The following is a 23,302-nucleotide window of genomic DNA, read 5'->3' as shown; positions in this document are numbered from 1 at the left end:
GGTTCCTAAATCACCTGTCTTATAAGTACCTGCAAGGATGACGATTTGGCCTTTTTGAGCAAGCTGATTGCTTTTGCCAATGTAGCGACGGGAGCGTCCCTATCACCGTCATTGTCATCGCTACCTTCAGTTGATACGTAGATGATATCAAGGATTCTGTTGACGGTTAAAGTTTCAATGGCATTGTCGGAAGTTACGGTAATCTTTTTATCTGCATAATCAACAGTGTATGTGACTTCGGCCTTTTTGTTTTCGACTGCTTTTACTTCATTTAGGTTTCCGCTTGTAGAAGTGAATGTCACGTCAAACACTTCAGGCAAATCACCTGTGTAGTCGGCACCGTCATTTGTCTTGTCGAATGAAGCGGTGATTGTGATTTCGTCTCCGATTTGTATGTCATCGTCATTTGAGCTTACGGTCATTACAACCCATCTTTCAACATCGATATCGGTGTTCGGAGTATTGTTACCCCACCAGTTGTCATTAGCATTTACAACAGCTGCTGATGCCTTTTCAATGGAATAACCGTTTTCATTGATTAAAACTGAATCGGAAATGTCCAATTCACCAGCATAAACATATATGTCCTTACCGCTGTCAGCGGCATTGTTGTTTTTGAATACTGATGTTTCGACTGTTACCTTTTCACCTGTCACATAAATCGCAGCTCCTTCACCGTTGGCTATGCTGGATTTTTTAACGACATTGTTTGTGAAAGTGGAATCTTTTATGGTTGTATTTGCTTTTTGTGAGTATACGGCACCATATCTTACCAATTCGTTATTGTCGAAAATACAATTTGTTATGGTCAAGTTATTAACGACGGTTGAACTCAATGAATCTCTTGACAGGAAATAGATAACAGAAAAGTTACCTTTATTGTTATAGAATTTGGAATTTTCAATTACAGCATTTCCGCCTTCTGAGTAGAGTGCAATACCTGTTGCAACGGTTGTGACATCTGTAACGTCATTGTCATAGAATTCGGAATTGTTGATCAGCAATTCTGCACCATTATTGTTGTAGATATTTCCATATCTTTCCTTGTTTTCGTAGAATTTGGAATTGTCAACTATCAATTTCTTATTGTTTCTAACAACGCTTGCACCGTATCCGTTCAAATTGACATTTGAATAGAAGAGTGTGTTGTTGAGTGTCAAGTTAGCGTTGTTAACAATAACCGCTGAACTGTCAAATCCGTTAGTGAACTGGACATTTGAAATGTTCAGGTTAGCGTTATTGTTTAAGATTCTTTTTGAATTTCCGTCTATGATTACATTTCCTTGACCTTTGATATCCAGGTCATTATTCACAATTAAAGTGCTGTCAATTGTGTATGTTCCTTCCAAGATGATGATTTTTCCTTTAATCGCAAGTTCAATTGCTTTTGCAATGCTTTGAACAGGATGGGCTTCATCACCGTCATTGGTGTCGGCACCGTTCAGGGCGTCAACGTAAATGACTTCAGGAGGGTCATATAATTTAAGAGGAACAACTATTTGTTCGCTTCCTGAAGTGACTGTTGCTTCATCATCGGCGTTTACAGTGTATTTTACAGATGCCTTGTTGTTTTTGACTGTGGCATTTGTATCAAGACTGGAAGCTGTGATTTTCACGTCGAATTCAGGCAAGGTACCTGCATAATCGCTGCCGGCATTGGTCTTGTTGAATGAAACAGTGATTGTCACTTCATCACCAGGATTGATTTTAGCCAAATCTACACTGGCATCCATTACAATCCAAGATGATACAGCTACTTCAGTGTTTGCAGATTGGTTTTTACCCCACCAGTTGTTATTGGCGTTGACTGTGGAACTTGAAGTTGCAGTCAAAGCATAACCGATTGGATTCAATAGAACAGAATTTGCAATAACAATGTTTCCGCCATCAGCATGAATTGCACTGCCTGATTCGGTATTGGCATAGAATACGCAAGAATCAATGTTCAAATCATTGGTGGTTGTGATAACTGCACCTGAGATGTCGGCAGTTGAATCGAATTTAATGTTAGTCAGATTAAGAGCTTTTGAAGTTGAGATTATTTGGAAATTGCTTTTTATTAAAACAGTCCCTCTACCTTCAATGTCCAAATCCTTATCAATTGACAATGTTTCTGTTAAAGTGTAATTGCCGACTAAAATGACAACTTTACCATTTTGAGCCAATTCAATAGCTTTTGCAATAGTTTTCACAGGAGCAGAAATTGATCCATCATTATCGTCGCTTCCTGTAGAGTCAGATACGTAAATAATATCTAAGACTGCAGGTTGAGGTTCATCGCCATCATCACCTGGTACTGGTATTTCTTTTGCAAGAGCATTTCCCTCATCGTCAGTGAAATGACCTTCACCATCCATAATAGCATAACGAGTTACACTAGGATCAGTCGGTTTGTCATTGCTTCCCCAGTAATTGTATTCCGCATCTAAAGCACCATTTGCTGTTTTAAATCCAGATGGGAAAGTATTATTCTGAATATAATTATAATTCATAGTGGTGGAACCTGCAGCACCAGAGTACACAAGATTTTTAGGACCACTATTGTTTGCAATAATGGATTGCTCAATATTTAATGTTTTTGTGACATAGAATAATGAATCTCCTACACCACCTGATGGATTCAATTCAATAGTGTTATTAACAATACTTGAATTTCTAATGTTAACTTCACCTGCAGTACGTATGAGTCCATTACCAGGTCCTTTATTATTCTTGATTACAGTTCTTTCAATATTTAAAACATTTGAAGAACCATATACATAAATAAGACCATTCATTTGACCAGATGCAGCTTCATATCCACAGTTTGTAATAATAGTATCAATTATATTGGTTATTCCACCACCGTTTAAATACATTAAACCGGCACCTGGAGAATTACTTTTTTCTTTTACATTATCAAATAAACAATTTGAGATAGTTATTGTGCCTGCAGTATTCATTTGGATGGCACCATATTTAGAACTTAGATTAATAAAATTACAATTATCAAAGTTCCAATCTACAGTTCCTCCAAAGAACATTAATCCACTTCCACCAGTTCTGGCAGAGTCTTTAAAGGTCAAATTATTAAAAGATAGAACAATACCTGTGGAAGTTGTAGTCAACATTGCAATATTACCATTTGCTTTAACAATTACTCCATCCTTACTTTCACCAATGATATTAACAGATTTGGTGAATGACAATGAATCTTCAATATATTCACCATTTTTAACGAAAATTGTTTTTCCATCATCAGCTGCAGTAATTGCATTCAAAATTGAATTGAATGGATTTTCTTTAGATCCATCACCGCCATCAGCAGCATAGCAATCAACATATATATCATATTCGATTTCAGGCTCAGGTTCTGTTTCATCATTTAAACCTGGAATAATGACATCGATTTCTTCACCTGTGTTTAATTTGTAAACTCCATTTTCTTCAACAATCCAGGTAGAAGCGGTTATTCCATCAGGTAAAGAATTTGATCCCCAGTAATTAGCATCTAAAACATATGCATCATAATTAGGATTCACCCATGCTGTTTTAAAAGTATTATCCTGAATATTATTATATGATAAATCAAATGAAGCAGATGCACTATTTGATGTTAAAAGATAATTTGATTCAGTGTTATTAGTAATTTGAGTAGTTTCAATGGTTACAGATTTACCTCCACTAATGAAAATTAATCCAAAAATTCCATCTCTTGAAATAATATTGTTAATCAATTTTGAATTTTTAATTTTCATATTACCTTTTGTAGATATTAATCCATTGCTTTTATCACAAATACAATTTGACAATGTCACATTATCCAATGTAAGAGTACGAGAAGTAGCTTCATTATATATCATACCAAAGATGTAAGTTGCGGCACTTGTACTTTTGATTGAAGAATTATCGATAACAGTATTTTTTATTGTATAATCATTTGTTCCGCTTCCTCCTAAATCAATAGCACTGGAATATGAACCTGTTGAAGATTGTGAATTTAATATTTTACAATCCTCAATCAACAAAGCTCCGGATGTGAAAATACGAATTGAACCGTATCTAGAATAACAACTATCAAAAGTACAGTTAAGTATGTTTACATTTCCATTTCCACCAATATTAATTGTGGCACCAGATCCTCCGTTCACATCTTTAAAAGTTAGATTGTTAAATATTAAAGAGGTATAACCGGATTCTGTGGTAGTTAGAAATCCAGTAGTTCCTGTTGTTTTAATAATTACTCCATTTTGGCTTTCACCTGTAAATGTTAACTGTTTGCTAATCCCTGAAATAGGGGCCTCAGTATATTCTCCGTTCTTAATAAAAATAGTTTCCCCACCGTTAGCGGCGCTAACAGCATCAGAAATTGTTGTATAATCCCCGCCACCATTACAATCAACTGTAATGGTATCGCCTTCTGCACTTAACTCTTCCTCAATATCCGAGATACTCAATTTTTCACTGACATCGCTGCCAATTACTCCCCCTGTATCTGTTGCAGTCAAGTTGTCGTTAAGTGGTTCTGTTGCACTTGCCGTACTGACAACGCACATCATTATCAGCACCAACAGTGCGCAAATAAAAATCTTTTTATTCACTTTCATAAACACACCTGTAACATTTTCATAAAGTCAATTAAAATAAAAAAATACTCAACTTTATATTATAATATATTGCAAAAAATACTATATAAATTTTAAACTTTGTTTGATTAAAAATAAATTATATTTAAATATAATTTGATTTTTTTCTAAATTAAAAATGAATAACAGTTATAACCAATAAAATCCATAATGAATTACATGAATATTCTAGTTATAGGTGCGGGTGGTGTCGGAATAGGACTTGCAGCATCTGTCGGCTCACAGGGCGCTGACGTCTCAATCTATGCACGCGGCCAAACCGCAAATGCAATTAGGGAAAACGGAATAAAAAGAACAGGCCTTTTCACACATTATGAACTGGAAAATGTGCCGGTTTATGAATCATATGATGAAATAGCGAAAAATCATTTTGACTACATCTTCATAGCCTCAAAGACAACCGCAAACGAGGACATTGCAGAAAACCTAAACCTGCACAAGGACATCCTTAAGGACACTACCAAGATCATAATTTTCCAGAACGGATTTGGAAACGACGAGCCATATCTCAAATACTTCACCGAAAAGCAGGTGTTCTCTTCAAGGGTCATCACAGGTTTTACAAGGCCAGAAAGGTACATCAGCGAAGTCACGGTCTACACCGAACCCATCCTTTTGGGATCGCTTCAAAATGAAAACCCCGAATGCCTTCAGGAAATCGCCGATTTGATAACAGAATCCGGAATCAACTGTGAAGTTACAAATGAAGTGGACAAATACCTGTGGGCAAAAATGCTCTACAACTGCACATTGAACCCCCTGGGAGCGATACTGGACGTCACCTACGGACAGCTTACCGAAAACCCCTATACTTTAGAAGTGATGGACGGCATCATAGATGAGATATTTGAAGTGATAAATGCATCTCCATATGAAACCCTTTGGGAAAAATCAGATGACTACAAGGACATTTTCTACTCAAAGCTTGTTCCGGATACCTACAATCACTATTCATCAACGCATCAGGACATCAAAAGGAAAATACCTACGGAAATCGATTCGTTGAACGGCAAAGTCATCCAACTTGGTAATGAATTCAATGTCGATGTAAGTACCAATAAGCTTATCTATAATCTCATTAAAGCTATTGAATCTACCTTTTGAAAACTAAAACTTTATATATGTGGAAAAGTAAAATATTATTGTTCATATTGTTATGTACTATTTTTTTATAATATGAACAATGGTGATGGTTGAAATGAGCATTCGTTTGTATTCCTTTAGTGGTGTTTAGGAAGAGAATGTTCATTTGTTTTTAAAAACTTATTTTTACGTGATATTATGAGCGAACTTAAAGAATTGATTGAAAAATATATTGAACTTGAAGATAATTTTGACGAAGACAACGAAGAGCAAGCCGAAAAATTGCATGATTTAGGCCATGAAATCGATCACGCGGTCTATAACGAAGAGTTCATCATCGTATACAATGCAGACACTGAAGACGAAGAAGTTGTAGCTCTAATCATCAGCGATGAGGAAGATGAAGCTGAAGAGTTCTTCATACCTGTCTATACCTCACAGGAAGAAGCCGAAAAGGCAATCGAAACCTTTGTTGAGGAATCCGGTGAAAACAATTTCGCATTTGACAAGGCTGTCGGCTGCGATATTGTTGAAGCATACTCAGACGATGAGGAATTTTTAGGTCTTGCCGTTGATGCTCCGCAATGCGACTTTGTTATTTTTGCCGAAAGTGTACACGACTGCAGTGAATAGGTATGAAAGTAGAAGATTACCAAGATTATCAAAAAAATAACGTTAAGGCTTCCAAAAGCCAGCTTAAAGAGTATATTGGGATATATGCCGATATGGCAAAAAAGCTAAAAAGCGAAGATGCAATAGAGCTTGAAGCCGTAAAGAAAAACATCAAGGACACATATCCCACAGAAATCTACTTTACACTGGTTGATGAGATTGAAAGGCCAGTTAAATTGACATTGACAGAAACCAGCAGGGAATACATCATTCCAATCTTTACGGATATGAGGGAATATGCTGTAGGAAGCGCCAAGATATCTAAACTCTTTCTGGACAAATTGGACTTGAAGGTAATCACACCCGAAGACATTGCTGAACTGGCTGAAAATGATGAATATTTTGAAGGGTTTGTGGTCAATCCCCACTCACAGAACTTCAATTTCGATAAAAACGGTGATTTTTGATGTACATATGTCCCACAATCGGCGAAAATCATGAAAAGGACTTCCTTGTAAGCGGAAGTCCGGATGATTTTAAGATTATTGTTTTTTCCAGTCTGGATGAATTTAAAAAAGGCTTTGAATATCTGGAATTGGCTGATTATGGACCTACTGAGGTTTCAGACGAGTTATTCCATGAATTGGCTTTGAATGATGATGCTTTCAGCGGTCTGATTTTGAATATTCATTCAGAAAATAAAATAATATCAAAAGAGGAATTGCTCTAATTCCTCACAAAAACTTGTTAATCTGTACTCTCCCTTTTTTTGCTTCACATTTATGCATACGGCTTGATTCAAATTTGCATCTACAAAATTATTAATATATTCTTTAACTTTTGTCTGCCCAATAACTCCATTCTCCTGTATATTCATCTTGTGCATAGATATAGTTCATGCCCTCTTCTTTTTTATGGTAGCTGCCATCAGTATCCCATCTATAATATTCACTATCTGGACTGTTATAATCTATTTGTTCTGGTTCACTAGAATATGAATCTGTAAATTCAACAACTTCCTCTTTAATAGTTAATTTCTGTGTTGTGTTGTTTCCTGTGTAGTTTTCATTTCCACCATAACTGACAGTGACATTATATTTGCCTTTCTTTAAATCTAAATCAAGTTTTGCTTTACCTTTGGAATTGGTTTTTACAACATCATCCACAACAACCTTGCCTTTGCTGTTGGTAATTGTAATGTTGACTATCTCTTTTGATATTGGAGTTTTGTTTAAGTCAGTTAATTTGATTGACAGTTCTCCACCTTCATACTGTTCCTTATCACTTGTAATTTTAATTTTAGTTGGTTCCTTTGCTGTTATAGGATTAAATAATGCTATTCCAATAGCCACTGCAAGAATGACAATTATTACAAGCAATATTATAATTATATTTTTGTTTTCCATTTTTACCCCATTTGTAAATAAAATTAAAATTTAACTTCAACTTCTTGGATTTCAACACCTTGGGCTACTGGATATCTATGATAGCCTTCATAACCGTCTTCACCATTGCCCCATTCACTCCATTTCCATTCTCCATCCATGTAGAAATAGGCTCTAGTCAAATAAGAATCTTTGTCAACCGGTTCACCGTTTTTATATAGATGAACCTCGAATCCTCCAACAGATCCGCCCATCCACTTTTCTGCTTCCATAGTGTATTCGCCAACAGTTTTAGTAACCCTAGTATCATATTCCGGCAATTCCACTGAAATGGTGTCCGGCACAACAGGATCGCTTGTAGTTTCTTCAACTGTGGTGTCATTATTAACCTCAACAGTTGCATCCGTATTCATAAAATTTGTCATTGATAATATCATGCCCGCTAAAATGACAATAATAATCACAAGCAAAGCAATGATAATTTTATTGTTTTCCATAATATGCTCCCTGATTATTATATTATAATTTGTGTCAATCATATGTATATAACAATTCCTACATTACGAACTTGCTGAAAGTGCTGCCATCTAATCAAGCATGAGCAAAATGAATACCTTTATGTTAAAATAATGTTGAAATGGTGTAATGGTCTTGTCAGATTTTAAAAAGAGAATGGTTAATATATGCTACGAACCCATTGTTGCCATTGTAGGTAATTGTAGCTGCAGATTTGCTTTTTCAACCTCATAATATCATCGGATGGATAACGTTACCTGTTTTAAATTAAGAGTTGAAAGGCTACTCTAATTCCTCTTCGTCTTTTTCTTCTGGTTTATCCTTTTGATAATATTTGTATCTGTAAGACATTTTAAAACCTGAGATGACTTCCCTTTTTGGCCTTCTTTTGCGTTTGATTCTTGGACCGTTCATTTCCCTGAATTTCTCCTGATGCGGCTTTGCAAGATTTTTGTTTTCACGTTTGAATTGGGAAATTCTGTGTCTTGAATGTGGTGCCTTGTACATTCTTTTTCTAAGAAGCCGTCTGCTGGTTGTTACGCGTCTTATCACTCAAATCACTTTCTTCTGTTTAAGTTTTTGGTAGCGGATTTGTCTAAAGTAGCTTGAATCTCATCGATTCTTTCAACTACTACCTTGATAGCTTGTTCACCTTGACGAGTAGGGTTGATACCTTGTTCCACAAGCAGTGCATCCCTGATATCCCTTAATCTGTCAATTGAATCAATTTTCATTATAGTACTATAAAACATTAGATTTCCTCCTAATTAGTTAGAACTTTGTTTTATGTAATAAAAATATTTTATGTATAGGAACAAATAATTAATCATGTTTGAAAAACAGCAGGTAATCTATCTTGCCGGAGGCTGCTTCTGGGGCGTTGAAGCATTTATTTCTCGTCTAAAAGGAGTGAACAATACTGAAGTGGGCTATGCAAACGGTATGGATTTGGCGCCTACTTATGAAAAGGTTTGCACAGGCAAAACCGGGCATGCGGAAACTGTAAAGGTTACATTCAATCCCAGAATCATCCCCCTGGAGGATATTCTAGAGAACTTTTTCAGGATTATCGATCCCTACACCAGAAACCGCCAGGGAGCGGATATCGGAACGCAATACCGCACCGGAATCTACTGGCAGGAGGAATCTCAAAGGGATATTGTCATCGGTTTTTTAAGGCAAAAGCAGAAGTCATCCTCCAGACGGATTGTTGTCGAGGCCCGTGCAATAGGCAGTTTCTATCCCGCGGAGGGCTATCATCAAAAGTACCTTGAAAGGAATCCACAGGGCTACTGTCACGTTGATTTAAATTTAATAAACGATGAAGAATTCAGTCACTTGTCAAAAGAAGAGTATGAAATAACACAGCTTTCTTTAACAGAACCGCCATTCAGTGGAAAATATGATGACTTTTTTGAAGATGGTGTGTATGTTGACGCTGTAAATGGTGAAGTTCTCTTTTCTTCAGATGACAAATTCGACTCAGGATGCGGCTGGCCCGCATTTTCAAAACCCATCACAGAAGATGCAATCATCAAGCACAGGGATTTCTCCCATGGAACTACACGCATAGAAGTTAGAAGCGCAAAGGCCAACTCGCATTTGGGCCATCTCTTCCATGACGGGCCAGGAGGATCTCCGCGCTATTGCATAAACTCTGCTGCATTGAGGTTCATTCCAAAAGAGGAACTTGATGAAGAATGATAAGAATAGTTGCTTTCTAAACTATGAATGTTTGAGAAAACTAGTCCATTAACATTAGTTAATATCATCCGTCTAAAATATGAAACTATGTTTAGTCCGCAACTATTCGCTATTGAATAGCCAAGTGAAGATGATGTATGGCAATCACAAAGTAGGCAATCGCTACACAAATATCTTCAATCATATTTATCACCTGAATATTTATTCATTTAATCACGTTTATATTTTGTAAAAGTTTAGAAATGACCTTATATTTCACATAATATATAATTAAAGCAGTTTTTTTGAAAACAAAATTGTCTTAGAGACATGATAATGATTTAAATGAAAAATAAATAATAAAAGACTTTAAATACTATAAAAACATGAATTAATTCAGACATCTTTGATGTTAAATCGTATTTATCACAATATAACTACGATTATATTTTGTAAAAAAAGAATGGGCCAATCCCATTCTTAATTAAAATCTAAAAATTATATACTACTTTTAATAAATATTACTTCAATGAAATTAGAAGAAATAAAAAATCCCGATTTAAAAAACTACATCAATCTAGTTTACATGCAAGGCGAAAACAACAACCAAGAAGCCATTGATAAATTGGAACAGGAAATTAAAGAATATATCAAAGATAATCCTCTCATCCTATCCATCGAAGACAGTCAAGCGGTTAAAATACCTTACGGAAATGACGGCGAATATGTGGTTCCGGTCTTTACGGATGAAAGGGAGTACGTTCTGGGCATGCAGTACTTCTCACTGAACGTGATGGATGAAAACAAGGACTACATCATTGAGAAACTTGATTATTTCAAAAAATTAAAGGAGGATCCTAATTTCTTAGGATACCTGGTAAATATAAGTACAGTAAGCTATATCATCAATACAAGCTTACTCTAAAAACTCTTTTTTAATGTCTTCAATTATTTCAACGAAACGTTTAGACACTTCATCTTCAGGGTCTAGCACTGAAATGGCTGAATCCTTATTTGGTGCATCTGAAACGCTTTCCTCAATAGGCAAATCGCCCAAATAGGTAATTTCCATTTCCTCAGCGAATTTCTCGCCGTTTCCTTCACCGAAAATGTTTAATTTTTCACCGCAGTGAGGGCAGATATAGTATGCCATGTTCTCGATAAGGCCGATATTATCTATGTTCATCATTTCAACCATTTTAACGCATTTCAATACGTCTTCCTGTGAAACGACATTAGGTGTGGTGACCATCAATACCAAATCGGCTTCAGGAATGGTTTGAAGAACTGTCAACGGTTCATCTCCGGTTCCAGGTGGATTGTCGATGATTAAAAAGTCAAGTTGCCCCCAGTTGCAGTCTGAAACGAGCTGTTTGATTGCACCTGTTTTTTGAGGTCCCCTCCAGATGATTGGCCTGTCAAGCGCATCAATCAGAAACGCCATTGACATTACCTTTAATCCGCTTGCGGTTTTAACCGGGAAAATAGAGTGCTGATATTCCTTTCTTTTAGCTTCAATGTATTCGCGCTGTTCCTCTTCAGGCAATGTAGTGTCCAAGCCGTCTTCAACGATGTCTTTAAATGCGTCGAATTGGTATTGGTTGAATTCCTCTTCAAGCATTTCAACCCCCAGCATCTTCGGAACGTTAGGACCATGTATATCCGCATCAAGAATACCTGTTTCGTAACCCATCGCCTGCAGGGTTTCGGCGATGTTTGCAGCTACAGTGGATTTTCCAACTCCTCCTTTTCCACTCATTACAATGATTTTATGTTTAATCTGACCTAAATTCTTTGCTAATCTTATATCTTGTTGTATCATTTGCATTTGTTGTTCGGGAGTCATCTGACCCCCATGCCCATGATGACCATGTCCATGTTCTGGCATATACTCTCACCTCAATTTTAACTGAATTTCTTGCTTACTTCTTCAACAGCAAGGATTAACGGATCTGTAACCATTGACACCGGCGGTGCGTAAGCAAATTCCATATTGCTTAAATCAAAGCAGGTCAATCCTTCGGTAATGGCCAATGTCATTGTATCGATTCTTTCAGCCACCCTTTCCTCTGCAATGATTTGACAGCCGATAATGGTTCCGTTTCCATCACATATAACTTTGATATCCATCGGTTTTGCATTAGGATAGTAGCGTGCTCTTGTAAGTGCCTGCACCTTTTGTACTACCGGTCTGATACGGTTTTGCTGTGCAAAGCTTGTGGTGTATCCGACTGCACCGAACTCGAGTTTTCCCACTTTTGAAACCATTGAGTTCAAAACGGGATTGAATTTGGATTTCTTGCCGCAGATTGTACGTGCCAATGTTTTTGACTCGCGAACTGCAGTGGTACCCAATTGGGAAATTGTATTTGAACCTAAAATCAAATCCTTGGACTCGACACAGTCCCCGACAGCATAAACGTCCTCAACTGAAGTTTCCATTCGGTCATTGACAAGAATTGCCCATCTTCCGATTTCACAACCGGCCATTCTAGCCAAATCCAATTCGGCCCTTACACCTGTTGCCATGATGACCATATCTGCATCATACAGCTCCTCTTCACCGAAGCATGCCTTTTCCACTTTGCCCTCGCCTATCAGTTTGGTGATAGGTTTGCCGAGAACAACCTTGATTCCTTCCATTTCCAGATACTCGACTAGAATATCGGACATGTCCTTGTCAAGTGATCTTGGAACTATCTGAGGCAACATTTCACTTAAGATAACGTTCAAACCTTTTTTCTTAAGGGCGAAAGCGATTTCTATACCGATTAAACCTGCACCGGTTACGATTGCACTTTTGGCATCCTTCATTGCTTCCTGTACTCTGATACCGTCATCGATATTGCGGATTCTGTATACTCCGTCCAAATCCACTCCTTCCATTGGAGGCACGAATGGATTTCCTCCGGTTGCAAGAACCAGCTTATCATAGTAGATTTCTACATCCTTATTATTTTTCACGTAAGTAACTGTTTTTTTATCGGAATCGACTGCTGTCACTTCCGCTTCAATGATAACATTGATGTTTTTCTTTTTATAATCTTCAGGAGTTCTCATTACAATATCATCAAAGGATTCGATTGTACCGGAAAGTACATAAGGAATGGCACATGGTGAATAAGCCACTTTATTGTCTCTTGTGATAACAGTAATTTCGATGTCCTTATCGAGTTTACGAATATTTGAAGCTGTTGATATTCCTCCAGCTCCTCCACCAACTATTACTACTTTCATTTTAACAAAACCATATATAATTTATACAATATTATATATTCTTAAAATCAGTATAAAAAGATTATGAAAGAGATGGAATTTAATCAAAAAAAATCAACTTCATTGATGATTTTCTGCAGATACTTCTTTTTAAGCACGAATTCCCTCTTGTTTGCAAGCCTGTCGCTGTTCGGCTGAGCAACCTTTTCATCGAGTCTGGATGCTCCAAGGAATCTGGTGTCACCTTCAGTCAGATTATGGGCTTTGCCGTCATCAATCGCCTTTTTGATGGTGCAGTAGTCCTCAAAAAGAACATCAAAGTCATTGCTCAGATGATATATCTCCAGACCTGTGATGATTTCGTCAAAGTACCAAATGATTAAAATAGCTTCATGCTTGAACAAATCGGAAAATGAAATCAAATCAAAATAGTCAATGTCTGCAAGCTTGTATTTGGTTGATGGATATGGTCTGCCGCAGAGTTTGGTGTTATACTCCAGAGGAGCTAAAAAAAAATTATTTGATTCATTTAAACTAATTTCATTGATATTCTTACCAATCAACTGTTCAAATGAATCCATATTAATCAAATCTATTTGTCTAAAGCTGGAATTCCTGTAATTCTCAAACCACCATAATGGGATTTGTATTTGATGTTCAATCCGATTAACAATGGGGTGATTTTTTCAATGATTCTTGCTTTTTCCAAAATACCGCAGTCAATGGTTTTGACTCCAGGAATCTGATCGATGATTTCTGCTGCGGTTTCTTTTGCTTCCTTGTCATCCCCTGCAATCAGACAGTCACAGTCAATGTCTTCCGGAATGTTTGCGAGGTGGGAATTTGAAATGTTACAGAATGCGCAGATTACTTTTGCACCTGTTCCTTCCAATATGGAAGCTGTTCTTTCAGCAGCGGAACCTTCCATTAGGTCAATGAAACGGAATGGTTTTCCACCGATTGCAGTTTCGAGAGGTACTGTTGCATCCATAACGATTTTATCCTTACAGAATTCCTTAATACCTTCAACTGTTGGTTTTTGTGCAGCTAATGGCACTGTGATGATTAATACGTCACCTTCTTTTGCCGCGTCTTCATTTGCCATACCGACCAATGACAGGTCATAGTCGGCCAAATCTTCCTTGGCTTTTGCAACAACGTCCAATGCCTTTTCTTCTTTTCTTGATCCGACGATAACGTCTAGACCAGCAATAGCTAATCTTTCTGCAATACCTAGTCCTTGCGGACCTGTTCCTCCGATTACACTAATTTTCATTTTAATCACCTATTTTTTATCATAAAGCAGACCACCAACGAATATCAGGTATTCCGGTAGTTTGCCGTCATGAGCGTAAAGTATCTTATATCCGAAGATATCCTCAACTGTTTTATCGACATATGCACCCAATGATTCAAGAGAATATCTCATCTTAATTGGCATTTTGCATGGAATGCCCACTTCTCTTGTACACCTCATGCATAAGTTGCATTTTCCCAAAAATAAGCCTAATGAATTTTCATCTTCCAGCATGTAGATGTCATTCATCAATCTGCCCTTTATTCTTTCAAAACGTTTCAGGACAAATTCCAATTCCTGATCTGAGAACGTGTGTTCAAGTTCTTCTGGACTGAAATCTATCTTAAAGGCAATGATTTTAAGTTTGTTGTAAGAGTCCCAAACATCATTCACATCAAAATCAAATGGAGGATAGTTCCAATTGTATCCTAACATTTCCTGCTCTTCTATGCAGAGTTTTGAAACCTCTTCAAAATTCACATAGGACTCACAGTAGTCTTTAACATCAACATCGGCTGTGAGCTTTTTAATCTCTGACATGGTTGATAATATATAAATTTTACATAATAAAACTTTCTATAGTATTACCCATCCAATACCCTGTTTAAACTGATTTTTTTCATATTATAATTGATGGATCTGTTGGTGTCATTCAAAGACTTTTTTAAAGTGTTTACAATGGCATTTAAGAGTTCATCATCGAAATCAATGCATTCGCCACCTCTGAATTCATGGACTTTTGAGATTTTTTCATGCTCCAAATACTCCATGAACTCTGTCCAATCATAGTCGATTTCATCTATTAATATTTTAAGGTCAAGCAATTTGTCATTCAGCTCTGACGCTTTCCTAAAAGTTCTTAATTCAATGTCCTCTAAATCTTTCAGGTCTTTCGGACCGTATTCGTAAATATATGTTTTCTCTTCCATCATATCACTTGACAAAGTAATCCTCATGTTTATGTAAATAATAGTTAATAAATATATAGGCAAGAATTGCGCCAACAGACATTCCGCAAACCATACCCAGATAAATTCCAATATCTGCAAGGTTAAATACGAAGGCAAATAATCCTGCAAAAACAATTTCTAAAATGAATGCCCTTAAAAAGGTTATTCCAAGAGAAATTGTTCCCTTTCCCATAGCCTGGAAAAGGTTTCCCGCCAGGATTCCCAACGGCATCAGCAATATGAAGAAACACAGAATCCTTATACATTCAATTACCCTTGCGGATAGGACTGCAGCATCGGTTGAATATGAAAAAATAAACGACAACGGCTCTGCAAAAATGAATAATAACGAACAAATCACAACAGATGAAATCAAGCCCAATTTCACACCGTAATTTAGGGCAATTTTGAAGTTGGTTAAATTGCGTGCTCCATATGCCGCTCCCCCTACGGTTAATGCAGCCATTCCAATTCCTATCAATGGAGCAAGGCCTAGGGCAACCAGTCTCCAGGTTGCAGTATATGCCGCTACTGCCACGGTTCCTGAAAGCAATGTCAGCCAATAGTTCATTAGAATGGAAACTGAAGAAAGAATAACCTGTTCCAAACTGGCTGGAATACCCACAACAAGAATATCCTTGTAGATTCCAAGATTTCTCTTGTATTCACTCATTTTAACTTTTAAAAAACTATCCTGCAGATAAAACATCCAATACATCATCAAAAACATTGGGATTGTACCTGCCAGGACTGTGGCAATTGCAGCACCGGCAATACCCAAACCCAAGGCATAGATAAAAATAGGATCCAGAATCATGTTTATGATTGCAGTAAACATTAAAGGATATGATGCACGTCGGATTTCACCCTCTGACCTGAAAATAGCGGCCATCATTGCAGGGATAAATACTGAAAAGATTCCTCCGATAACATAAGTACCATAGGACATTGTTTCTGTTATGACCTCACCGGCACCCATCAGCAAAAGCAACGGCTTTAAAGCAAACAACATTGAAACAGTCACAAATACTGTCACCACTACACTTAATATCATTGAGTGAACAGCACTGTTTCCGGCATTTCGGTAGTCTTCGGCTCCGATATATCTTGCAATCAGGCTGTTTGAACCGGCTCCCAAACCGTTTGCAAAACCCACCATCAGCAAAAACAGGGGAGTTACAAACCCGACTGCAGCAAGGGCATTAGGTCCCAATCCGGAAACCCAAATACCATCAATAACGTTATTCAGCATCATGAACAAGTTAGAGATGATGATGGGTACGGCTAACTTATTGATCGCCTTTTTCGGATGATTTACTATTATGTCAATCTCTTCAGTCTTTTCCATTTATTCACCTTACGATATACTGACCGGGATTGATGAAATCATCCAGAAACTCCAAATCGATTTCATCAACCTCGATGAATTTGAAAGTATTGATCAAATTGTTTTTAAGGTTTTTTCCAACCTTTATCAAACCTATATGCTCTTTTGTGAAGATATGTGATATCAAATCAACGGCATCTGCGAATTCCCTCTCCTGAGTGTGAACTAAAAAATCATCCTGAATATAACAGTTTTCACGTCCGTATTTGCCCACAAAATTCTCGCAGGCCTGTGTGATGAAGACTTTAGGGCCGACATTGACCTTGACATTGTTCAATTTTGATGATGCCATTTCCAGTAGAATTATACATGTCTCCACTTCGTCACTCCAGTAATCGGCTCTAAAGACATTGAATTCCTCACTGTTTAACTTTCTCTCCAGTGCCTGGCATGTTTTTCTAAGCTGAGGATGGAGCGTATCCAACGGCATATCCGGAATGTCGAATTTTATTGCTATCAAATCACTGTTTCTGTCTTTGAATTCGTTTAGAATATCCTGTCTGTTTAAGTTACGTTTCAATGGATAGAAATACTCCTTTTTATTACCTGAAAATATATAATTTCGCGCTGATTGGATGAATTCTGCCATTTTATCCAGTCTTAATGCTGCTGCAACGTTTCGATTCTTATCGGTTGGGTCAATGACTATCAAGGGATCTTTGAAGATGCTTGGTTTTCCATGTTTTTCCAGATTTATTATTTCACCGTATTTCCAATTGATGGCGGCTTTCAGGGTGTCTTCAAAATTTCCATAATTGATAATCAATAATTCGCATAAGTAACCTGCAAATCCGCCGACTTTAAATTCTGAGCCGTACGTTCCTGTCATTGCCATGAATCTCTTTAAGAGCAGCACTTCATCTTCCTGTGATTTGCTTAAATTGTCTTTGACGTAACGGGTATGCAATATTGTTCTATCAACTGCAGATTTCAATTGGGATCCGTCTTCAATAGCATAACATGGGACAATATCGACTTCACATCCCTCAATATCGGTTGTGACATATGGGTGTGAAGCGAAATGATGTTGTGCTATAGTGTTGAATTTATCGCAACATTTATGGGCTAAATCAAGGCCGGTTTCCTTTAAACATTTTTTATCCGTATCCAACGGGAAAGCAATGAAAATATCTATGTCGGATTTTCCTTTAAGTGCAGTGTTTTTTGCAACGGAACCTACTAATGTTACTCTTGCATCAACCCCTTCGCTGTAACAGGTTTCCTGAAGAAAGTCCATTATTCTCAATGAAACATTTTCAACATGTTCCTTTTCTTCATCTGTCGGTTTAATGTCTTTTAAGATAGATTCATAATCCATATAATCACAATTCAAATATGCTTATATCCTCATATATTGGCCCTCTTGGGGTTAATGTTGATTTTTTAAGTGATATCTGTGAAACTTCCATCTCGCCAATTTCGAAATCAGCGAATTCCTCTATTGTTGATTTGACCTGATTTTTATTTTTTGCGGATTTCATGCGTCCGATTGTCAGATGTGTGGAGAATTTCCTGTCCTTATCAATGCCTATTCGTGCAAATTCCTTATCCAGCTTGTCGTGCAAATCCCTAAGGAGGGTGTCATCTTCGATGCCCAGCCAGATAACCTTTATATGATTATTATTTGGAAATGCGCCGCAACCGGTAATGTTAATTTTGAAAGGTTCAAATTCGCCTACAACATTTTTGATAGCATTTTCCAGTAGGTCTAAACCGTTTGTATCGATATCGCCAAAGAATTTCAAGGTTAAATGAAGGTTTGTGAGTTCCACATATTTTATTTTAGTATCGATTTGTTTGAATTCTTTTATGATTCTATTTATCTTTGGCTTCAAATCATCGGCTAAATCTATTGCCAGAAATGCTCTTATTTCAGACATTATCACACCTATTGTTCAATGATTGTCTCATCAATCGCTATTCCGAAGTGGCGTGCACTGGTATCGATGTAAACTTTTACCTTATCTCCTATCTTTACATCGGCTACAGACAATGGTTCATTGTTTTCGTCAACTATACGAATTGTTTCCGCATTTTGAAGCAATGTGCGAATGATTTGACCTTCATATTCGGCTTCAATCAATATCAAAGGCCTTCTTTCAATCTTGCTTCTTCCGACATAAGCAGTTCTTGTTTCACCTTCGGTATTGACAATCAACACTTCATCACCGGCAACCAATTCTGAGAGGTATCTTGTTTTGTTTCCGGGAACCATCACATAAGCCTGGACAGGACCTGCATTAACTCTGAACGGACGGGAAGCGACATATTCGCTTTCAAGTGATTCGGAATGCACTAGAAACATTGATTTTGAATAGGATCCGATAAGCATTCCTTCGCCCGGCTTCATCATGTCTGTTGTATCGACACATACCCTGTCGCCGGAGCCCAATGGTTTTACGTTGGTTATTGTTGCAATCTTGAGTTCATATTTTGCCTGTGATGCCTCAACAACTTCCTGTGCGATTTTTTTGATTTGATTGAAGTCATTTGCTTCAAATATTATGCCGTCAGTTCCATGTTCCAGAGTTTCAAGGGCAACGCGAGCGCCATCCAAATCACGTACTGCAGCAATTATTTCAACATCATCCTTCTGCAAATCAGCAATGATATTTTCAAGCGGAATAATTGTCCAGTCTGTACCTACAAGAATCACATAATCAACAATTGAACCTAATTTCACCGCTAACTGTTCATGTGCCTTGTCGGTGATTACTACATAAGCGCATACCTGCCTTCCTTCGGCCTTTGCTTTTTTGGCGGCTGCAATATCGACTGAGTCGGTAAAGTCTTCTTTTAACTCTACAAATCCGTCACCTTCACCATTAATTCCCACGAGATATATGTCTGCATCATCAGAATTTGCAATGATTTTCACATTGCCCAGTTTTCTGATTTGCTCCATATCCTCCAAGTCAAGCACATGGTCGATTCCTGATTCCAATGCTGTGGTAATCATTTCCTTTTTGTCTTCCCACAACTCATCGGGGGTGCTTATCCATGCGAATTTATTCTGCATTATGCCACCTTAGTCTAAGAATTTTAAAGCTTCATCGACTTCAGCGTCATGATGAACGATTTCAGAAATTGCACGGGTGATTTTTCCAGGGTTTTCAGCCTGGAACAGGTTACGTCCAAATGCAACGCCTGCACCTCCAACTTCAAGGGAATCCTTAACCATCTGCAAGAGTTCCTCATCAGTGTCTATTTTCGGACCGCCTGCAATAACTACAGGAACAATTGCTCCTTCGACAACTTCCCTGAATGAATCCGGATCTCCTGTGTAGTTGGTTTTGACGATATCCACACCAAGTTCTGATCCCACACGTGCTGCATGTTTTACAAACTCAACATCATGTTCGTTTTCGACTTTTTGGCCTCTTGGGTACATCATTGCAAGAAGCGGCATTCCCCAGTAATCACAGGTTTCGGCAATTTCACCCAATTCCTGCAACATTTGGCTTTCTGTGTCTGAACCAAGGTTTACATGTATTGAAACTGCATCCGCACCCAATTGGATTGCCTTTTCAACGCTTGTTACGGTTACCTTATCATTTGGATCAGGGGCAAGGGATGTACTTGCTGATAAGTGTACGATTAGACCTATATCCTCTCCGTAACCACGGTGACCTTGTTGCACTATTCCTTTGTGCATCAGTATTGCGTCTGCTCCTCCTTGAACAATGCTTTCAACTGTTTCATCCATATCGATAATTCCTGGAATCGGACCGCTTGAAACACCATGGTCCATTGGTGCAATTACTGTTCTTTTAGTATTTCTGTTTATGATTCTTTCTAAACGGATTTTTTTACCTATCATTTTTTTAACCTCGATTAGTTATGAATTATATTTATCTCCTTTTACCTATATAATATTAGTTATACAAAAATAGATAAGCGTTTAATATTAATTAAAAATTTAATTAAAAAATTATTGTATAAATTGAACAAAATAATAAAAAAAATTAAATTAAGAATTTAAACTATTATGAATTATAATAGATTATATCTAATTGAAAATAAAGAAAATCAATATTTGATTTTCAGTCTTCAGCTTCCATCATATCTTCATAGATCAGTTTCCATTGGGAATTTTCACTGTGAAGCATGAATTTTTTGAAAATATACTGTATGAAATACAATCCTTTATCGGTGATTTTATAGAATGTGACCTTCTTATCGTCCGGAATGACTTCCTCACCAGAAATCAGTTCATATTCTTCCATCTGTTTTAGAATAGGATAAATCTTACTTGGATTGGATTTTTTCAAAACCCCCTCCTCTATTAGATTTTGGAAAAACTTGTCCAATTCCTTCATGATTCCATAGCCATGTATACTGCCTTGATATTTGATAATCCATAAGACTAAAAACCTGTATAAACCGTTTACATTAGATTTGAGGATTTTATTGTTCTTTATGAAGTCATTGTAGTTATTTTGTTTATTTTCTGTCATCCTTATTACCTATTTAATAATATATTAAAATTAATATATAATTATATTCTAAAATTTGACATATCATTTTTTCAAAGCAGAGGTCCACAGGTCAAATTCCTTAATTTGGGGTGGAATGCCTGAATCGTAATAAGATTCAAGATAGCCTTTATCAGAAATATAATCCTCACCGCTTCCTTTTGCCGAGTTGAAAAACTCCAGCAAACCCCTGTTTCTGATTACTGTGTGTTCCGGTTTGAATGTTGAGGACCAGATATAAAATACTTTAAAAACAGTGTCAGGATGGTATCCTCCACCCAAATCTATGATAAGCAGATTACATGATTGTGTGATGCTGTAGACTTCAGTTAAAACATCATGCAATCTCACATCAGCATTGATGAAGTTCACATGAGGCAGCTTTTTCATTTCATCACCGGCCTCCGGCGAATTGTCAAGGGCTATGACGTTGCAGGTTTGGGGAAGCAGCCTTGTTGTTCCGCCTGTATGGCATCCAAGTTCAATGACCGTATCATCCGGTTTAATCAAATCCAGGATATCCCGGCGATATCTTTTAACATCATAACTTAACCTAATCATAAGAAATCCCAACATTGTTAAGTTTATCCATATGCAATCCATCAATTTCAAGGGTTCTGAAGACATCTTCATTAAATGAGAATGCGAAAACGGTATTTCCAAGCATTGCCATTGAACTGCCCAAAACATCATCCAGAGAATTGAAATAATCGACAAGCTCCTTAACTTCCGCAGACATCAATCCTGTCTCAGTTGAAAACCTCCTTGAAAAGTCCAGGAAATTTCTTAGGCTGGGCTTTTCCTCAAAATACTCCAAGTATTTCAAACCCGCATCTGAAATGACCTGCCTGTGATGAGGGTCCTGAATGATGCTTGTGGTATTAATGCCTCCAAAAGTTTTCCAGGCGATGCTGACATCATGCTCAAATGATTTGATTTCACCAACACCCGGAGCACCGGGTTGGGTTCTTAAAACCATACCGTGGCCTGTTTGAGCAATGACGTCACCCAAACCTCCTCCCAAATTGACCTCGGCCATATGGGCAATCTGTCCGCACAAGTCAGCTGAATAACCCAAATCCAAAAATTCGTTTATGGCCAATGCCAGACTTAATGCTGAAGCAGCTGAAGTTCCAAAGCCAGCGCCAATCGGCAACTGGATATCCTGGGTAATCTTAAAATCAGGTTTTATCTCTAAAATCTCCAAAACTTGCCTGATAACGCTTTCTTTTCCTTGATTGATATCAATTTCCAATCCGTCCGATTCTGAAATTGTAGTCTTTACTCCCCTGGAAAGCAGAAAGCCTGCACCACAAGATCCGTTTTTTAGGGAAACTTCATGGTTTTCAATTGTAAAAAAGCCAGTAATGTGGCCTGGTACGAAAACTGAATTTGACATGATTATAATTATGTCTTCAAGTTAATTAAAATTTTTTGCAGAAATCAAAGGGATTTCTACAAAAACAAAAAAAAGTATTATTCATCAATCCATAATTTGACTGTGTCCTTTGCACTGCCAACACTTGCACCCGGAATTGACAAGCCTTTTTTGATTTCGGCTCCTGCACATAGCTTATCCAAGTCCCTTTGGCTTGACCCGAAACCTGAGCCCTCATGGGTAACAAAAGGCTTTACGGTTTTTCCTGTAAAGTCCAGCTGTTCAAGCTGTGTGAACATCGGCATCGGCAATGTTCCCCACCAGTTAGGAAAACCTATGTAGATTGTGTCATATGCATCAATGTTTTCCAGTGTCTGTTTGATTTCAGGCCTTGCATCATTTTGCTGTTCCTTTTTGGCAACATCGATGCATTGCATGTAATCTGCTGGGTATTCCACTGCAGGCTCTACTTTAAAAAGGTCTGCACCATCCAATTCCTGGATGTATTCGGCAATCACTTCAGTGTTTCCCTTTTCGATGTTTTTAAGTACCCCACCGAAGTAGTTTTCACCGTTTCTTGAAAAGTAAATTACTAAACTTGACATAATATTAACTCCTTAATTATTGTTTAAATAATATGACATATAAATGTTGCTATTTACAACAATTTCTTTTTTGAAAAAAATAAGAATAAA

The 23,302-nt window shown here is 37.3% G+C and carries 26 protein-coding genes; 6 read left to right on the top strand and 20 right to left on the bottom strand.

Annotated elements, in window-relative coordinates:
* Positions 1–5: 5 nt before the first annotated feature.
* Positions 6–4,586: a right-handed parallel beta-helix repeat-containing protein gene (locus IJF99_RS04925; RefSeq protein WP_292792670.1), complete on the bottom strand. Its 4,581-nt coding sequence runs from the start codon at positions 4,584–4,586 to the stop codon at positions 6–8.
* Positions 4,587–4,784: 198 nt separating this feature from the next.
* Between IJF99_RS04925 and IJF99_RS04920 the strand changes: the two genes are divergently transcribed.
* From IJF99_RS04920 to IJF99_RS04905, 4 genes are all read left to right on the top strand, one after another.
* A complete protein-coding gene (locus IJF99_RS04920) occupies positions 4,785–5,729 on the top strand; it encodes a ketopantoate reductase family protein (RefSeq protein ID WP_292792668.1) in 945 nt (314 codons plus the stop codon).
* A gap of 177 nt (positions 5,730–5,906) precedes the next feature.
* On the top strand, positions 5,907–6,341 hold the full coding sequence (locus IJF99_RS04915) for a hypothetical protein (RefSeq protein WP_292792666.1): 435 nt from the start codon (positions 5,907–5,909) through the stop codon (positions 6,339–6,341).
* 2 nt (positions 6,342–6,343) lie between these two features.
* The gene (locus IJF99_RS04910; RefSeq protein WP_292792664.1) at positions 6,344–6,787 is read left to right on the top strand and encodes a hypothetical protein; all 444 of its coding nucleotides are present in this window, start codon (positions 6,344–6,346) and stop codon (positions 6,785–6,787) included.
* Complete coding sequence (locus tag IJF99_RS04905) at positions 6,787–7,050, top strand: hypothetical protein (protein ID WP_292792662.1); 264 nt, start codon at positions 6,787–6,789, stop codon at positions 7,048–7,050. Before IJF99_RS04910 ends, IJF99_RS04905 begins: the two co-directional genes overlap by 1 nt.
* A 103-nt stretch (positions 7,051–7,153) precedes the next feature.
* On the opposite strand, the gene IJF99_RS04900 is transcribed toward IJF99_RS04905, so the two are convergent.
* The 4 genes from IJF99_RS04900 to IJF99_RS04885 all read right to left on the bottom strand — a co-directional run bounded on the left by IJF99_RS04900 (position 7,154) and on the right by IJF99_RS04885 (position 8,973).
* Positions 7,154–7,726: a hypothetical protein gene (locus tag IJF99_RS04900; protein ID WP_292792660.1), complete on the bottom strand. Its 573-nt coding sequence runs from the start codon at positions 7,724–7,726 to the stop codon at positions 7,154–7,156.
* A gap of 23 nt (positions 7,727–7,749) precedes the next feature.
* Positions 7,750–8,202, bottom strand: a complete 453-nt coding sequence (locus IJF99_RS04895; protein WP_292792657.1) for a hypothetical protein — start codon at positions 8,200–8,202, stop codon at positions 7,750–7,752.
* 301 nt (positions 8,203–8,503) lie between these two features.
* The gene (locus IJF99_RS04890) at positions 8,504–8,773 is read right to left on the bottom strand and encodes a hypothetical protein (protein WP_292792655.1); all 270 of its coding nucleotides are present in this window, start codon (positions 8,771–8,773) and stop codon (positions 8,504–8,506) included.
* 5 nt (positions 8,774–8,778) lie between these two features.
* Positions 8,779–8,973 (bottom strand): hypothetical protein, encoded by a 195-nt coding sequence (locus IJF99_RS04885; protein WP_116591687.1) that lies wholly within the window; start codon positions 8,971–8,973, stop codon positions 8,779–8,781.
* Between the two features lie 76 nt (positions 8,974–9,049).
* Here IJF99_RS04885 and msrA point away from each other — a divergent pair, with 76 nt between their 5' ends.
* Together msrA and IJF99_RS04875 are read left to right on the top strand one after the other, a co-directional pair.
* The gene (msrA, locus tag IJF99_RS04880) at positions 9,050–9,925 is read left to right on the top strand and encodes a peptide-methionine (S)-S-oxide reductase MsrA (RefSeq protein ID WP_292792652.1); all 876 of its coding nucleotides are present in this window, start codon (positions 9,050–9,052) and stop codon (positions 9,923–9,925) included.
* Positions 9,926–10,433: 508 nt separating this feature from the next.
* Positions 10,434–10,829, top strand: a complete 396-nt coding sequence (locus IJF99_RS04875; RefSeq protein ID WP_292792650.1) for a hypothetical protein — start codon at positions 10,434–10,436, stop codon at positions 10,827–10,829.
* On the opposite strand, the gene IJF99_RS04870 is transcribed toward IJF99_RS04875, so the two are convergent.
* The 15 genes from IJF99_RS04870 to IJF99_RS04800 all read right to left on the bottom strand — a co-directional run bounded on the left by IJF99_RS04870 (position 10,821) and on the right by IJF99_RS04800 (position 23,215).
* Positions 10,821–11,792 carry an Mrp/NBP35 family ATP-binding protein gene (locus IJF99_RS04870; protein ID WP_292792648.1) on the bottom strand — a complete coding sequence of 324 codons (972 nt, stop codon included), beginning with the start codon at positions 11,790–11,792 and terminating at the stop codon, positions 10,821–10,823. The genes IJF99_RS04875 and IJF99_RS04870 overlap by 9 nt on opposite strands.
* Before the next feature lie 17 nt (positions 11,793–11,809).
* Positions 11,810–13,141, bottom strand: coding sequence for an FAD-dependent oxidoreductase (locus IJF99_RS04865; protein ID WP_292792646.1), 1,332 nt, complete (start codon positions 13,139–13,141; stop codon positions 11,810–11,812).
* Positions 13,142–13,224: 83 nt separating this feature from the next.
* On the bottom strand, positions 13,225–13,701 hold the full coding sequence (locus IJF99_RS04860) for a hypothetical protein (RefSeq protein WP_292792644.1): 477 nt from the start codon (positions 13,699–13,701) through the stop codon (positions 13,225–13,227).
* Positions 13,702–13,712: 11 nt separating this feature from the next.
* Positions 13,713–14,396, bottom strand: a complete 684-nt coding sequence (npdG, locus tag IJF99_RS04855; protein WP_292792642.1) for an NADPH-dependent F420 reductase — start codon at positions 14,394–14,396, stop codon at positions 13,713–13,715.
* Positions 14,397–14,405: 9 nt separating this feature from the next.
* Positions 14,406–14,957: a DUF2284 domain-containing protein gene (locus IJF99_RS04850; RefSeq protein ID WP_292792640.1), complete on the bottom strand. Its 552-nt coding sequence runs from the start codon at positions 14,955–14,957 to the stop codon at positions 14,406–14,408.
* 44 nt (positions 14,958–15,001) lie between these two features.
* Positions 15,002–15,346, bottom strand: coding sequence for a hypothetical protein (locus IJF99_RS04845; RefSeq protein WP_292792638.1), 345 nt, complete (start codon positions 15,344–15,346; stop codon positions 15,002–15,004).
* Positions 15,347–15,350: 4 nt separating this feature from the next.
* Entirely contained in the window at positions 15,351–16,715 is a 1,365-nt protein-coding gene (locus IJF99_RS04840; RefSeq protein ID WP_292792636.1) for an MATE family efflux transporter, read from the bottom strand.
* Positions 16,716–16,719: 4 nt separating this feature from the next.
* Complete coding sequence (gene cca / locus IJF99_RS04835; protein ID WP_292792634.1) at positions 16,720–18,072, bottom strand: CCA tRNA nucleotidyltransferase; 1,353 nt, start codon at positions 18,070–18,072, stop codon at positions 16,720–16,722.
* Positions 18,073–18,076: 4 nt separating this feature from the next.
* Positions 18,077–18,634 (bottom strand): RNA 2',3'-cyclic phosphodiesterase, encoded by a 558-nt coding sequence (gene thpR / locus IJF99_RS04830; protein WP_292792632.1) that lies wholly within the window; start codon positions 18,632–18,634, stop codon positions 18,077–18,079.
* A gap of 8 nt (positions 18,635–18,642) precedes the next feature.
* Complete coding sequence (locus IJF99_RS04825; RefSeq protein WP_292792630.1) at positions 18,643–19,773, bottom strand: 3-dehydroquinate synthase II; 1,131 nt, start codon at positions 19,771–19,773, stop codon at positions 18,643–18,645.
* Between the two features lie 9 nt (positions 19,774–19,782).
* Positions 19,783–20,574 carry a 2-amino-3,7-dideoxy-D-threo-hept-6-ulosonate synthase gene (locus IJF99_RS04820; protein WP_292792628.1) on the bottom strand — a complete coding sequence of 264 codons (792 nt, stop codon included), beginning with the start codon at positions 20,572–20,574 and terminating at the stop codon, positions 19,783–19,785.
* Between the two features lie 223 nt (positions 20,575–20,797).
* Positions 20,798–21,211: a PadR family transcriptional regulator gene (locus tag IJF99_RS04815; RefSeq protein WP_292792626.1), complete on the bottom strand. Its 414-nt coding sequence runs from the start codon at positions 21,209–21,211 to the stop codon at positions 20,798–20,800.
* 63 nt (positions 21,212–21,274) lie between these two features.
* On the bottom strand, positions 21,275–21,790 hold the full coding sequence (locus IJF99_RS04810; protein ID WP_292792624.1) for a trans-aconitate 2-methyltransferase: 516 nt from the start codon (positions 21,788–21,790) through the stop codon (positions 21,275–21,277).
* Entirely contained in the window at positions 21,783–22,628 is an 846-nt protein-coding gene (locus IJF99_RS04805; RefSeq protein WP_292792622.1) for a pantoate kinase, read from the bottom strand. Before IJF99_RS04805 ends, IJF99_RS04810 begins: the two co-directional genes overlap by 8 nt.
* Before the next feature lie 77 nt (positions 22,629–22,705).
* On the bottom strand, positions 22,706–23,215 hold the full coding sequence (locus IJF99_RS04800) for a flavodoxin (protein WP_366931250.1): 510 nt from the start codon (positions 23,213–23,215) through the stop codon (positions 22,706–22,708).
* Between the last annotated feature and the right edge of the window lie 87 nt (positions 23,216–23,302).

This window comes from Methanobrevibacter sp., from assembly GCF_017406825.1.
Taxonomy (GTDB): Archaea; Methanobacteriota; Methanobacteria; order Methanobacteriales; family Methanobacteriaceae; genus Methanocatella.
This window is presented reverse-complemented; position numbering and strand designations above follow the sequence as displayed.

Coding starts and splice junctions, on each gene's coding strand:
- IJF99_RS04910 (WP_292792664.1), top strand. CDS start 6,344: ATGAAAGTAGAAGATTACCAAGATTATCAAAAAAATAACGTTAAGGCT.
- IJF99_RS04920 (WP_292792668.1), top strand. CDS start 4,785: ATGAATATTCTAGTTATAGGTGCGGGTGGTGTCGGAATAGGACTTGCA.
- npdG (WP_292792642.1), bottom strand. CDS start 14,396: ATGAAAATTAGTGTAATCGGAGGAACAGGTCCGCAAGGACTAGGTATT.
- IJF99_RS04845 (WP_292792638.1), bottom strand. CDS start 15,346: ATGGAAGAGAAAACATATATTTACGAATACGGTCCGAAAGACCTGAAA.
- thpR (WP_292792632.1), bottom strand. CDS start 18,634: ATGTCTGAAATAAGAGCATTTCTGGCAATAGATTTAGCCGATGATTTG.
- IJF99_RS04820 (WP_292792628.1), bottom strand. CDS start 20,574: ATGATAGGTAAAAAAATCCGTTTAGAAAGAATCATAAACAGAAATACT.
- IJF99_RS04915 (WP_292792666.1), top strand. CDS start 5,907: ATGAGCGAACTTAAAGAATTGATTGAAAAATATATTGAACTTGAAGAT.
- IJF99_RS04815 (WP_292792626.1), bottom strand. CDS start 21,211: ATGACAGAAAATAAACAAAATAACTACAATGACTTCATAAAGAACAAT.
- IJF99_RS04885 (WP_116591687.1), bottom strand. CDS start 8,973: ATGTTTTATAGTACTATAATGAAAATTGATTCAATTGACAGATTAAGG.
- IJF99_RS04900 (WP_292792660.1), bottom strand. CDS start 7,726: ATGGAAAACAAAAATATAATTATAATATTGCTTGTAATAATTGTCATT.
- IJF99_RS04895 (WP_292792657.1), bottom strand. CDS start 8,202: ATGGAAAACAATAAAATTATCATTGCTTTGCTTGTGATTATTATTGTC.
- IJF99_RS04905 (WP_292792662.1), top strand. CDS start 6,787: ATGTACATATGTCCCACAATCGGCGAAAATCATGAAAAGGACTTCCTT.
- IJF99_RS04870 (WP_292792648.1), bottom strand. CDS start 11,792: ATGCCAGAACATGGACATGGTCATCATGGGCATGGGGGTCAGATGACT.
- IJF99_RS04810 (WP_292792624.1), bottom strand. CDS start 21,790: ATGATTAGGTTAAGTTATGATGTTAAAAGATATCGCCGGGATATCCTG.
- msrA (WP_292792652.1), top strand. CDS start 9,050: ATGTTTGAAAAACAGCAGGTAATCTATCTTGCCGGAGGCTGCTTCTGG.
- IJF99_RS04865 (WP_292792646.1), bottom strand. CDS start 13,141: ATGAAAGTAGTAATAGTTGGTGGAGGAGCTGGAGGAATATCAACAGCT.
- IJF99_RS04875 (WP_292792650.1), top strand. CDS start 10,434: ATGAAATTAGAAGAAATAAAAAATCCCGATTTAAAAAACTACATCAAT.
- IJF99_RS04825 (WP_292792630.1), bottom strand. CDS start 19,773: ATGCAGAATAAATTCGCATGGATAAGCACCCCCGATGAGTTGTGGGAA.
- IJF99_RS04860 (WP_292792644.1), bottom strand. CDS start 13,701: ATGGATTCATTTGAACAGTTGATTGGTAAGAATATCAATGAAATTAGT.
- IJF99_RS04805 (WP_292792622.1), bottom strand. CDS start 22,628: ATGTCAAATTCAGTTTTCGTACCAGGCCACATTACTGGCTTTTTTACA.
- IJF99_RS04925 (WP_292792670.1), bottom strand. CDS start 4,586: ATGAAAGTGAATAAAAAGATTTTTATTTGCGCACTGTTGGTGCTGATA.
- IJF99_RS04850 (WP_292792640.1), bottom strand. CDS start 14,957: ATGTCAGAGATTAAAAAGCTCACAGCCGATGTTGATGTTAAAGACTAC.
- cca (WP_292792634.1), bottom strand. CDS start 18,072: ATGGATTATGAATCTATCTTAAAAGACATTAAACCGACAGATGAAGAA.
- IJF99_RS04840 (WP_292792636.1), bottom strand. CDS start 16,715: ATGGAAAAGACTGAAGAGATTGACATAATAGTAAATCATCCGAAAAAG.